At 66.6% G+C, this 11836-nt stretch carries 8 protein-coding genes; 6 read left to right on the top strand and 2 right to left on the bottom strand.

Annotated features, from left to right (window positions below; translation table 11 throughout):
• Positions 1 to 4 precede the first annotated feature (4 nt).
• The 5 genes from OVY29_RS08200 to OVY29_RS08180 are packed head-to-tail and all read left to right on the top strand — an operon-like array spanning position 5 to position 7134.
• Positions 5 to 2191 carry a TonB-dependent receptor gene (locus OVY29_RS08200; RefSeq protein WP_037554019.1) on the top strand — a complete coding sequence of 729 codons (2187 nt, stop codon included), beginning with the start codon at positions 5 to 7 and terminating at the stop codon, positions 2189 to 2191.
• 20 nt (positions 2192 to 2211) lie between these two features.
• Positions 2212 to 3252 (top strand): DUF1611 domain-containing protein, encoded by a 1041-nt coding sequence (locus OVY29_RS08195; protein WP_037554058.1) that lies wholly within the window; start codon positions 2212 to 2214, stop codon positions 3250 to 3252.
• Entirely contained in the window at positions 3249 to 4388 is a 1140-nt protein-coding gene (locus OVY29_RS08190) for a membrane protein (RefSeq protein ID WP_037554020.1), read from the top strand. The genes OVY29_RS08195 and OVY29_RS08190 overlap by 4 nt, the downstream gene beginning before the upstream one ends.
• Complete coding sequence (locus OVY29_RS08185) at positions 4385 to 5956, top strand: serine hydrolase (protein ID WP_313911161.1); 1572 nt, start codon at positions 4385 to 4387, stop codon at positions 5954 to 5956. The genes OVY29_RS08190 and OVY29_RS08185 overlap by 4 nt, the downstream gene beginning before the upstream one ends.
• A complete protein-coding gene (locus OVY29_RS08180) occupies positions 5953 to 7134 on the top strand; it encodes a dipeptidase (RefSeq protein ID WP_037554023.1) in 1182 nt (393 codons plus the stop codon). Before OVY29_RS08185 ends, OVY29_RS08180 begins: the two co-directional genes overlap by 4 nt.
• A 7-nt stretch (positions 7135 to 7141) precedes the next feature.
• On the opposite strand, the gene OVY29_RS08175 is transcribed toward OVY29_RS08180, so the two are convergent.
• A complete protein-coding gene (locus tag OVY29_RS08175; protein WP_037554025.1) occupies positions 7142 to 8479 on the bottom strand; it encodes a sigma-54-dependent transcriptional regulator in 1338 nt (445 codons plus the stop codon).
• On the bottom strand, positions 8476 to 10263 hold the full coding sequence (locus OVY29_RS08170; RefSeq protein ID WP_161786527.1) for an ATP-binding protein: 1788 nt from the start codon (positions 10261 to 10263) through the stop codon (positions 8476 to 8478). Before OVY29_RS08170 ends, OVY29_RS08175 begins: the two co-directional genes overlap by 4 nt.
• Before the next feature lie 223 nt (positions 10264 to 10486).
• Between OVY29_RS08170 and OVY29_RS08165 the strand changes: the two genes are divergently transcribed.
• A complete protein-coding gene (locus OVY29_RS08165) occupies positions 10487 to 11830 on the top strand; it encodes a dicarboxylate/amino acid:cation symporter (protein ID WP_037554026.1) in 1344 nt (447 codons plus the stop codon).
• The last annotated feature ends 6 nt before the right edge of the window (positions 11831 to 11836 follow it).

The following is an 11836-nucleotide window of genomic DNA, read 5'->3' as shown; positions in this document are numbered from 1 at the left end:
GACGATGAACAAGGGACTTTTCGTTGCAGCAAGCATCGCCGCGGTGATCGCCGCGATGCCGGCACAGGCGCAGGAAGCGGGCGCGATCGAAGCCGCGGGCGAGATCGTCGTCACTGCGCAAAAGCGCGTCCAGAATGTGCAGGACGTGCCGATATCGATCGCCGTGGTCAGCGGCGAGGAACTGCAGGAGCAGGGTTCGGCCTCGCTCGTCGACTATGCGGGCTATGTTCCCGGCATGAACGTCAGCAATGGCGGCACGCCGGGCCAGACGACGATCACGCTGCGCGGCGTCGCGCCATTGAACGCCAGCCAGACCGTCGGCATCTATCTCGATGATGCGCCGGTGGGGTCGAGCGCGCTCTACAATCGGGCGGGGTCGTTCACGATCGACCTCATGCCCTATGACCTCGAACGCATCGAGGTGCTCAAGGGGCCGCAGGGCACGCTTTACGGCGCCAGCTCGATCGGCGGCCTCGTCAAATATGTGACCGTCCAGCCCGATACGAGCGCTTTCAAGGTGCGCGCGGGCGTCGAGGGTTTCACGATCAAGGACGCGGGTAGCCTTGGCTGGGGCGGGCAGGTCTATGCCAACGCGCCGATCGTCACCGACACGCTCGCGATTTCGGGCAGCTTCGCGTGGCGCAAGACGCCGGGTTGGGTCGACAGCGTCAACAATGCGGGGCTGAAGGACCAGAATGACTATGAACAGCGCGGCGGCCGCGCCGCGCTCTTGTGGCAGCCGACGCCCGAGCTCAGCATCAAGCTCGCGGGCATCTGGCAGTCGCTCGATTCGGACGGAAATGGTCTCTACGCCGCCGATCTCGACGGCAACCGGCTCGGCAACGGCCATTCGTTCAACAATTATGTCCCCGAATCCTACGACATCGATCTCGATTATTATTCGGCGACGATCGACTATGATTTCGGCGCCGCGACGCTGACCTCCGCGACGACATATAGTCAGACGCAGAGCCGGCAGGTGCAGGATGCAAGCTACGCCTTTGGTGTGCTGTTCCCGCTGCTCACCGACGGCGCGGTCGATCCGGGCATCACACCCTTTTCGCTCGACCTCGGGCTCAAGAAATGGACGCAGGAAGTCCGTCTCGCTTCGCCGAGCGGCGGGCGGTTCGAATGGATGATCGGCGGTTTCTTCACCGACGAGGAAACGAGCAATGCCCAGCTCGTGCGGTCGTTCGACATGGACGGCAATAGCATCCCGGGCCTCGACCCGCTGGCGATCGTCGGGCTGCCCGCGACCTACAAGGAATATGCGATCTTCGGCAACGCGACCTTCAAGCTGAGCGAGCAGTTCGAAGTGACCGGCGGCCTCCGCTGGGCGCGCAACGAACAGACTTTCACCCAGATCAGCGAAGGCGCGATCGTTCCCAGCGCCAACGATCCGGGTGAATCGGCCGAAAGCGTCTGGACCTTCTCGGTCAGCCCGCAGTTCCACATCAACGAGGATGCGATGCTCTACGCCCGCGTCGCGACGGGCTATCGCCCCGGCGGCCCGAACGTCATCGTTCCCAATGTCCCGCCGAGCGTCGATGCCGACCGCATGACCAATTACGAGGTCGGGCTGAAGGCCGATTTCGCCGACCGCATGGTGTCGGTCGATGCCGCCTTCTTCTGGATGGACTGGACCGACATCCAGGTCACACGCGCCTTCGGCGGCGTGTCGGGCGGCGCGAACGGCGGCAAGGCGACGAGCAAGGGTTTCGAAGGCAGCCTCGCGCTGCGCCCGGCGGCGGGGCTGACGATCAGCGCCACCGGCAGCTACACCGACGCGACGCTTAGCGAGGACGTGCCCGAGATCAGCGGCGTCGATGGCGACCGCCTGCCCGCGGTGCCCAAGTTCAGCGGCGCGCTGCGCGCCGATTACGAGTTCGAACTGGGCGGCGGCAACAAGGGCAGCTTTGGCGCCGGCATCCGCCACGCGAGCAACCGCCTGTCGCTGGTCGAGAGCGATCCGCTCGTCGCGCGCGCCAAGGCCTATACGTCGGTCGATCTCAACGCGTCGGTGACCTTCGATGATCACTGGACGCTCCGCGCCTATGCGCGCAATCTGCTCGACAACAAGGGCGAGATGGCGCGATCGACGTTTGCCGACGGGCTGAACCAGCCGAGCTTCCTCGGGATCTCGCCGCTGCAGCCGCGCACGATCGGCGTCGCGCTCGACATGGCTTTCTGAGCGAACTGGAGTTGGACAAGATGAACGCGCCCACCGGCAGACTGGCCGAAAGCCTGACCCTGCCGCAACCCTATCTGCTGTTCCTCGGCGACACGACCGAGGCGGGCTATGCCAAGACCGCCTTTGGCCTCGCCGACTGGGCGGCCGACCGCTGCGTCGGCGAATATGGAATCGGCGCCTGCTCGGTCAGCGCCGGCCTGCCGCGGCTGTCCCCCGCCGAGGCGCGTGCCGCGGGGGCGAAGTCGCTGGTGATCGGCGTCGCGAACCAGGGCGGCGTCATCGGCGACGCGTGGGTCGCCGTGCTTGTCGAGGCGATGGAGGCGGGGCTCGATATCGTCAGCGGGCTCCACACGCGGCTCACAAGCATCCCCGCGCTCGTCGAGGCGGCGCGGCGCACCGGCCAGCGCCTGATCGACGTGCGCACCCCGCCGCCGTCGATTCCGATCGCCAATGGGCGCAAGCGGAGCGGCAAACGATTGCTGACCGTCGGCACCGACTGCGCGCTCGGCAAGAAATATACGGCGCTTGCGCTCCATCGCGCCTTCGTCGCGCGCGGGATCGACGCCGATTTCCGCGCGACCGGCCAGACGGGGATCATGATCGCGGGCGGCGGCATGCCGATGGACGCGGTGGTTTCGGATTTCGAGGCCGGGGCGGCCGAGATATTGAGCCCCGACGCGCCTGAAAACCATTGGGATTTGATCGAGGGGCAGGGATCGATCTTCAATCCCGCCTATGCGGCGGTGTCGCTCGGCCTGCTGCACGGCAGCCAGCCCGACGTGTTCGTCGTCTGCCACGATCCGGCGCGCAAGGTGATTCTCGGCATGGAAAGCTTTGCACTGCCGAGCATCGAAGAGGTGATCGACCTGACGATCCGCCTCGGCAGCCGCACCAATCCCGCGATCCGCTGCGGCGGCGTGAGTCTCAACACCTCGGCTTACGACGCCGACGCGGCCGAGGCGCTGATGGCGGCCGAGCGGCAACGCCTCGGCCTGCCGGTCACCGATCCGATCCGCGGCGGCGCGTCCTTCGATGCGCTCGTGGACAATATTCTCGCATGAGTGTGGGCGAGACGGGTGGCAGGTCGAGCTGGTTCCAGCGCTTCCTGCTGCCCGGTTTCGCGCTGAAGGCCGTCATCATCGGCGGCGGCTATGCCACGGGGCGCGAACTGGCGGAATATTTCGTGCCGTCGGGGCCTTGGGGCGGGCTTTCCGCCATGCTGCTCGCGACGCTGATCTGGAGCGTCGTCGCCGCGTTGACCTTTGCGCTCGCGCGCCGGATACGGGCCTATGATTATCGCAGCTTCTTCGAAGGACTGCTCGGCCCCGCCTGGATCGCGTTCGAGGTCGCCTATCTGATCTTCGTCGTACTGATCCTCGCGGTGTTCGGTGCGGCTGCGGGTGCGATCGGCGCGGCGACGTTCGGCTGGCCCGAGCTCGCGGGATCGGTGCTGCTCGCGCTCGGCATCCTCGGTTTCACCGCCTTCGGAACCGCGCTGGTCGAGACATTGTTCAAATATGCCTCGATGCTGATCTATGCGGTCTACGCGCTGTTCCTGCTGTTCGCGCTCACCAGCTTCGGCGACCTGATCGCGAGCGGTTTCGCCAATGCGCCGCCGCCTTCGGGGAACTGGGTGGCGGGCGGCATCACCTATGCGAGCTACAATATCGTCGGGGCGGTCGTTATACTGCCCGTCCTCCGTCACCTGACGAGCCAGCGCGATGCCGTGGTTGCCGGGCTGATCGCAGGGCCGCTGACGATGCTGCCCGCGATCCTCTTCTTCGTCGCGATGATGGCTTTCTACCCCGCGATTGGCGGTGAGACGCTGCCCTCCGATTTCCTGCTGCGCCAGATGGCGGTGCCGGGTTTTCATGTGCTGTTCCAGCTGATGATCTTCGCCGCGCTGCTCGAAAGCGGGGTTGGCGCGATCCATGCGATCAACGAGCGCGTGTCGGGCGTCGTCGAGGCGCGCGGCCGCCGGCCGCTCGGGACCGGCGCGCGCGCGGCGATCGGCGGCGTCGTGCTCGTCGGCTGTATGTTCGTCGCGGCGCGCGTCGGCCTCGTCGACCTGATCGCCAGCGGATACCGCTTCCTCGCGTGGCTGTTCCTCGCGACCTTCGTGTTGCCCTTGCTCACCGTCGGTATCTGGCGCCTGCTGCGCCCCGCACTCGCTCCCCATATGGAGGCTTTGCCATGAAACGCCTGCTTGCCCTGTCGCTGATGCTGTCGGTCGCCGTGCCGGCGTGGGCCGAGCCGCCCGCCGACATCGGCGAAAGCGTCGAGGCGCTGCGCAAGAAAATTGGCGCGGCGGGGGTGTCGATCGCGATCGTCGAGGACGGCAAGACGACGCTGTCGCGCGGCTGGGGCGTGCGCAAGCTCGGCGAGCGCGCGCCGGTCGATGCACAGACGATTTTCCAGACCGGCTCGACCGGCAAGGCGATGACCGCCGCGGCGCTCGCGGTGCTGGTCGACGAAGGCAAGATCGCGTGGGACGACCCCGTCATCAAACATATGCCGTGGTTCCGCATGTACGACCCGTGGGTCACGCGCGAGATCACGATCCGCGATCTCCTCGTCCACCGCAGCGGGCTCGGGCTCGGGCAGGGCGATCTGATGTTCGTGCCGCGCACGCACCTCACGCGCAAGCAGACGGTCGAGCGCGTCGCTTATTTGAAGCCCAAGACGAGTTTCCGCTCGGCCTATGCCTATGACAATATCCTCTACGCGGTCGCGGGTCAGCTGATCGAAGAGGTCACCGGCCAGACGTGGGAGGACTTCATCCGCGCGCACGTTTTGCGCCCCGGCGGCATGAAGAATGCAACGAGCGACAGCGAGGACCGCTTCCGCATTGCCAACCGGTCGTGGCCGCACGCGCGGCTGTCGGGCCCCTTGCGCGGGCTCGGCCCGCAACAGGCGCTGAACGAGCGCGACGAACTCGGCCGCAACGGTGCCCCCGCGGGCGGGCTGGCGCTCAGCGCCGACGACATGGCGGCGTGGCTCAAGGTCCAGCTCGCGCATGGCGCACTCCCCGATGGGAAACGCCTGTTCAGCGAGGAACAGGCGGCCGAGATGTGGACGCCGGTGACGCCGGTGCCGATCACCCCGCTGCCCGACGCGCTCAAACCCGCGCAGCCGACGCAGCAGGCCTATGCGCTCGGCTGGAATGTGCAGGACTATCGCGGCCACCGCATCATCCAGCACGGCGGCGGCGTCTTCGGTTCGATCACGCGCGTCGTGATGATCCCCGACAAAAATGTCGGCTTCGCGATCATGATGAACAGCGAGGACAGCGGGATGCTCCTCGGCCTCACCTACGATCTGCTCGACCATTATCTGGACCAGCCCGAATATGGCTGGATTACGAAATGGGAGGATTGGTATCAGGCGCGGCTCGCCGGAGGGGTCGAGTTTCTGAAACAGTCGAAGGCATCGCCGGCGCAGAGCGGTCCCTCGCTCGCGCTGGCGGGCTACGCCGGGCGCTATCGCGACCCCTGGTATGGCGACGTCGTGATCGGCTCGGACGCGAAGGGGCTGACGATCGATTTTACATCAACGCCGCGGATGGCGGGGCGGCTCGACCATTGGCAATATGACAGCTTCGTCACCAAATTCGACGATCCGGCGATCGAACCCGCCTATGTGACCTTCGCGCTCGACGCCGACGGCAAGGTGACGGGCGTGACGATGAAGGCGGTTAGCAAGATCGCCGACTTCAGCTGGGATTATCACGATCTCGACCTGAAGCCTGTGGAGGACAAGAAGTGAAGCCTATCGCGATCCTGCTGACGGCCACCGCGCTGACCGCCTGCTCGACCGGCGGCGACCAGCCGAAGGCGGCGCCCGAAGCGCCGCTGCACAGCCGGATGCTCGTGCTCGACACGCATCTCGACACGCCGCTTCATTTCGAACGCACGGGCTGGAGCTTCGCCGATCGCCACGCGCTCGCGGACGATATGGCGCAGCTCGACATCCCGCGGATGAAGGACGGCAACCTCGATGGCGGCTTCTTCGCCATCTATACCGAGCAAGGCCCGCTGACCGCCAAGGGCTATGCCGACGCGCTGGCTTTCGCGCGGGCGCGGTCGGCGCTGATCGACCGCACCATCGCCAAATATCCCGACGCCATCGCGCCTGCGCGGACTGCGGCCGACGCAGTGCGGCTGAACAAGGAAGGCAAGCTCATCGCCTTCAAGTCGATGGAGAACAGCTATCCGCTCGGCGAGGATCTGTCTTTGCTCCAGGAGTTCTACGACAAGGGGCTGCGCCTCGCCGGGCCGGTGCATTCGAAGGATAACCAATTCGCCGACAGCGCGACGGGCGAGGGACGCTGGAAGGGACTGAGCCCGCTCGGCAAGCAGTGGGTGGCGGAGATGAACCGTCTCGGCATCGTCATCGACGCGAGCCATTCGTCCGACGCGGCGTTCGACCAGATGCTCGAATTGTCGAAATATCCCATCCTGTTGTCGCACTCGAGCCTGAGGTCGGCCTACGACCATCCGCGCAACCTCGACGAGGGGCGGTTGAAGGCGCTCGCGGCGAAGGGCGGGGCGATGTGCATCTCGACCATCTTCATGTCGGAGATGAAGATGTCGGCCGCGCGCGGCGAGCTGTTCGGCAAATATGAACGGATCGGGTCACTGTCTCCCGCCGAACAGGCCGATCTCAATCGCCAGTGGCGCGAACTCGACAAGACCGAGGCGCTGTGGGCGGCCGATTTCGAGGATTATATGACGATGGTGCTGCGCGCGATCGAGGTCGGCGGGGTGGATCACATCTGCTTCGGTGCCGACTGGGACGGCGGCGGCGGCCTGCCCGGCATCGAGGATATTTCGGCGCTGCCCAAGGTCACCGAACGGCTGAAGGCGGCGGGCTATTCGGACGCCGACATCGAGAAGATGTGGAGCGGCAACATCTTGCGCGTGCTTGCTGCGCAGGGAAAATAGACGAGGTTCAGCTCCGGAATTGCTTGGGATCGATCCCCAGCTTCGCCATCTTGTCGTAAAGCGTCTTTCTCGGCACCCCCAACCGTGCCATCGTTTCGGCGATATGGCCACGCGTCTGCACAAGCGTGTCCTCGATAATCGTCGCCTCGAAACGGCGCACGCGCTCGGCGAGCGGCGCGTCGGCGGGCATCGCCGCGCGGCCGGGGTCCGACGGCAGGTCGAGCACGACGCTATAAGCGAAATTCTTGAGCTCGCGGACATTGCCCGGCCAGTCGTGCTCGACAAGGTGGCGGCGCACCGCGTCGTCGATCCGGAACCCCGCCAACCCCATCTTCGCCGCGGCTTCGTCGAGGAAGAAGGCGAAGGTCTGCGGAATGTCCGACCGCCGCTCGCGCAGCGGCGGGATGCGCAGCTTCACGACGTGCAGCCGGTAATAGAGATCTTCGCGGAAATCGCCGCCGCGCACCGCGTCCCTCAGGTCGGTCTTGGTCGCCGCGACGACGCGCAGGTCGACGGGTTCGGGCGCGCTGGCGCCCAAGGGTTGCACTTCGCGCTCCTCGATCACGCGGAGCAGCTTGGCCTGCACCGCGGGGTGCATCGTGTCGATTTCGTCGAGGAACAAGGTCCCGCGATGCGCGCTGCGGATCCGCCCGGCCTGTCCCAGCTTGCCCGTCGCCCGGTCGATCATGTCGCTGCCGAACAGCTCGGCTTCGGCCAGCTCTTGCGGCAGCGCGGCGCAATTGACTGCGACGAGCGACGCCGCGCTCCGCCGGCTCTGGCGGTGGAGCATATGCGCGACCAGTTCCTTGCCCGTCCCCGTCTCGCCCTCGATCAGCACGTCGATGTCCGCCTGCGCGAGCTGCGCGATCGTTTCGCGCAGCCGCACCATCGCGGGGCTTTCGCCGATCAGCGGGCTGTCGATCGCCGCGGCCGCCGCGGTCAGCCGGCGGTTGTCGAGGATCAGCGCGCGGTGCGCGAGCGCGCGGCGAACGACGCCCACCAGATGGTCGGCGGCAAAGGGCTTGGCGAGGAAGTCGAAGGCGCCGTCGTGCAGCGCGCGCACCGCCATCGCGACGTCGGCATGGCCGGTGATCAGCACGACCGGAATCTCGGGATCGATCGCGTGGATCGCGGCGCGCAGCTCGAGCCCGTCCATCCCCGGCATCCGGATGTCGGTCACGACGACACCCGGAAAATCGGCGGCGATCCGCGGCAGCACGCTGTGCGCGTCCGCATAGGCCTCGGCTGTCAGCCCGGCAAGGTCGAGCGTCTGGACATTGGCCTCGCGCAGTGCGGAGTCGTCGTCGACGAAAAAGATCGTCTGCTCGGCGGTGAAGAAGCTCATGCCGGCCTCAACGTCAGGCGAAAGCCTGCACCGCCGAGCGGCGAGGGGATGAGCGTCAGCGTGCCGCCGAAGCCGCTCATGATGTCGCTCGCGATCGCCAGCCCCAGTCCCAGCCCGTCGGGCCGCCCGGTGACGAAGGGCGTGAACAGCTGCGGAAGGATCTCGGCGGGAACGCCGGGGCCGTTGTCGCAAATGTCGATCAGCACCGGGGCGCTGCCGTGCGCCAGCAATGTGACGCGCGCACCGTCGACGTCGCGCACCGCCTCAGCGGCATTTTGCAGCAGGTTGATCAGCACCTGCTCCAACCGCACGCGGCCCGCATGCACCGCGATGGCCGGATCCTCTACCTCCACGTCGAGCGCGATGCCCTGCGCGCGCAGCCGGTCGCCGATCAGCAGCAACGCCCCGTCGATCGCCGATTGCATCGGGACGGGACCGAGCGGCGCCGGCGCGCGGCGCGCGAAATTGCGCAGCTCGCCGGTGATCGCCCCGACCCGCGCGGTCAACTCGACGATATGGTCCAGATTGCCGCGCGCCTTGCCCGCCTGCTCGCGATTGAGATAGGCAAGCGCGTTTTCGGCGAAGGTCCGGATTGCGGCGACCGGCTGGTTGATCTCATGCGCGACGCCCGCGGTGATCTGCCCGATCGAGCCGAGCCGGCTCGCCTGCGCCAGTTCCTCGCGCGCGGCGCGATAACGGCGATCGGTTTCGGCCTGTCGTTCCGATGCCTGACGTAGCTCCTCATTGGCGGTACGCAGATCGCGCGTGCGGGCGGCGACCTCGCGTTCGAGCGCTTCGTGCGCGGCCTGCCGCATCGTCTGCCGCTCGACGAAGCGGAGCAGCGTGACGATCGCCGCGCCTACCAGGATAAGGAGGATCAGGAAGATGACGCGCGCGATCGCGCCGGCGCTGGCGCGCGCGGGCCCGGCGGGCTGGAGCAGGCGGAGCGTGCTGCCGGGGAGCGACACGCGCTCGTCGGCCTGGCGGAACAGATCGTCGCCGATACGAAGATCGCCGTCGATGCGGTCGGCGGGCAGGGGAGCTAGCCGCGCCTCACCATAGCTGCGCGTCGCGCGTAGCCGTTGCTGCGCTTCGGCCGAGATCGGCGCGAAAGAGCGGAAGCGCCAGCGCGGATCGCTGCTCATCACGACGATCCCCGCCGCGTCGGTCACCAGCGTCGTCGCGGGTGAATCGGCCCAACGTGCCTCTAGCTTGTCGAACTCGACCTTGAGCACGATCACGCCGAGCTGGCGTCCGCCCACGGTGACGCGCCGCGCCAGATAGAGTCCGGGGCGTCCGCTCACCGTCCCGAGCGCGAACAGCTCGGCCGCGCCGCGCTGCATCGCGCCCTGGAAATAGGGCCGAAAGCGGTAGTTCTGGCCGACGAAGCTCGTCGGCGCGCGCCAGTTGCTCGCCGCGATCGTCGTGCCGCCGGCGTCGAGAACATAGATCACCGTGGCATCGGTGCGCGCCGCGAGCTGCTCGAGTTCGCGGTCGAGACGGCGCGAGGCGGCGGCGCTCTTGTCGGCGAGCGCCGCGCGCACGTCGGGAAATTCGGTGAGGACGCGAGGCAGCAGGCGGAATTTCTGCAATTCGCTTTCGAGCAGGCTCGCGTGCGCGCGCGCATTCTGGCGCGCCTCCAGATCGGCCTGTGCGCTCGCGCGGCCCGCCGCCCACTGCGCAAGCGCGAACCCGGCGACGAGCAGGATGGCAAGTCCCGCCGCAGCCGCGACGATCACGCGCCGGCGGTTGGCTTGGGGACCGATCGGAGTCGAATCGCTCATCGAAGGCATGTGCGGATTATTGCACAAACATTGCCGAGTGTATGCGGAGAATCGCACAATATGCGTTCGCCGGTCGATACGCGAATATATAAAATCTATTTATTACATGATATTGTGCCCATCTCATGTCATGTTTGACCCCCTCTCTGCGCCGCTCCTAGATTAGCGGAAAGGTCGCTCGACGGCCGCGAGATGCGTCGATGGGCGCGAGAATGGGGAGAGGCTGGTGGCAGCCACGATCGATCTGAACGCGATACAGGCGGAGCCGAATCCGCGGCCGTGGTGGGCACATCTCTATGTCCAGGTGCTCGGCGCGATCCTCGCTGGCGTGCTGCTCGGCCATTATTGGCCGTCGGTGGCGACCGAGTTCAAACCGCTCGGCGACGGTTTCATCAAGCTCGTCAAGATGATCATCGCGCCGGTCATCTTCCTGACCGTCGCGACGGGAATCGCTTCGATCGGTGGCGAGACCAAGGCGCTCGGCCGCGTCGTCGGCAAGACTTTCGCCTATTTCCTCTTCTTCTCGACGCTCGCGCTGATCGTCGGGCTGGTGGTCGCCAATGTGATCCAGCCGGGCGCGGGCATGAACATCGACCCGGCGACGCTCGATGCCGGGGCGGTCGCGCAATATGAGGCGAAGGCGCACGAAGCGACGCTCACCGCCTTCCTGCTCGAAATCATTCCGACCACCTTCGTTTCGGCACTGACCGAGGGATCGATCTTGCAGGCGCTGTTCGCCGCGATCCTTTTCGGCCTCGCGCTGTCGCACGCGGGCGAGCCGGGACAGCAGGTGCTCGGCCTGCTCGAAAAAGTCTCGGTCGTCTTCTTCGGCCTCGTCGGCATGTTGATGAAATTCGCGCCGATCGGCGCGTTCGGCGCGATGGCCTTTACGATCGGCCGCTATGGCGTCGAATCGCTCGCCAACCTCGGCCTGCTCATCGCGACCTTCTACCTGACCTCGCTTTTCTTCGTGATCGTGGTCCTCGGCGCGGTCGCGCGGCTGTGCGGCTTCTCGATCTTCAGCCTGATCGCCTATCTCAAGGCCGAATTGCTGCTCGTGCTCGGTACCTCGTCGTCCGAAGCGGCCTTGCCCAGCCTGATCCAGAAGCTCGAACAGGCGGGCTGCGCGAAGCCGATCGTCGGCCTCGTCGTGCCGACCGGCTACAGCTTCAACCTCGACGGCACCAACATCTATATGACGCTCGCGGCGCTGTTCATCGCGCAGGCGGTCGGGGTCGATCTCAGCCTCGGCGACCAGATCGCGCTGCTGCTCGTCGCGATGGTCAGTTCGAAAGGCGCGGCCGGGGTTACCGGCGCGGGGTTCATCACGCTCGCGGCGACGTTGTCGATCGTGCCGTCGGTGCCCGTCGCGGGGCTCGCGCTGATCCTCGGCATCGACCGCTTCATGAGCGAGTGCCGCGCGCTCACCAATTTCATCGGCAATGCGCTCGCGGCGATCGTCGTCGCGGGATGGGAAAAGGCGCTCGACCGCGACGCGCTTCACCGCGCGCTGGGGGGCGAGCCCGCGCCGCTCGCCGCACAGCCGATCGAAACCGACGCCGATTGACCGGAC

The sequence above is a fragment of the Sphingopyxis sp. SE2 genome, from assembly GCF_032227185.1.
Taxonomy (GTDB): Bacteria; Pseudomonadota; Alphaproteobacteria; order Sphingomonadales; family Sphingomonadaceae; genus Sphingopyxis.
Note: the sequence above shows the minus strand (reverse complement) of the source record. Positions and strands in the feature narration are given on the sequence as shown.

Bases quoted from the DNA above. Each gene is read 5' to 3' on its own strand.
- OVY29_RS08200 (WP_037554019.1), top strand. From the start codon at position 5: ATGAACAAGGGACTTTTCGTTGCAGCAAGCATCGCCGCGGTGATCGCC.
- OVY29_RS08195 (WP_037554058.1), top strand. From the start codon at position 2,212: ATGAACGCGCCCACCGGCAGACTGGCCGAAAGCCTGACCCTGCCGCAA.
- OVY29_RS08190 (WP_037554020.1), top strand. From the start codon at position 3,249: ATGAGTGTGGGCGAGACGGGTGGCAGGTCGAGCTGGTTCCAGCGCTTC.
- OVY29_RS08185 (WP_313911161.1), top strand. From the start codon at position 4,385: ATGAAACGCCTGCTTGCCCTGTCGCTGATGCTGTCGGTCGCCGTGCCG.
- OVY29_RS08175 (WP_037554025.1), bottom strand. From the start codon at position 8,479: ATGAGCTTCTTCACCGCCGAGCAGACGATCTTTTTCGTCGACGACGAC.
- OVY29_RS08170 (WP_161786527.1), bottom strand. From the start codon at position 10,263: ATGAGCGATTCGACTCCGATCGGTCCCCAAGCCAACCGCCGGCGCGTG.